The sequence below is a fragment of the Neisseria sp. WLZKY-1 genome, assembly GCF_046546535.1.
GTDB lineage: Bacteria > Pseudomonadota > Gammaproteobacteria > Burkholderiales > Neisseriaceae > Neisseria.
The window spans coordinates 1-210 of record NZ_JBKGTW010000174.1; the positions used below are offsets into that span (position 1 = coordinate 1).

Here is a 210-nt window from a genome sequence, read left to right on the forward strand (position 1 = left end):
CCCGGCCGCAGCCGTCCGCTGCACCCGCAGACCAACGGCAAAGACGAACGTTTCCACCGCAGCCTGAAAGCCGAAGTGCTCAAAGGCAGAACCTTTGGCGGACTAATGCAGGCACAGCAGGCATTTGACAGCTGGCGGCACTGCTACAACCACGAAAGGCCGCATGAAGCACTGGGACTGGACACCCCTTCGCAACACTACCGCAGCAGC

At 61.4% G+C, this 210-nt stretch carries 1 protein-coding gene; it reads left to right on the plus strand.

All coding sequences use genetic code 11. The features are described 5' to 3' along the window. Positions 1 to 210: integrase core domain-containing protein (locus ACLD9W_RS12710; RefSeq protein ID WP_410842321.1), on the plus strand; the 210-nt coding region annotated here is incomplete at both ends.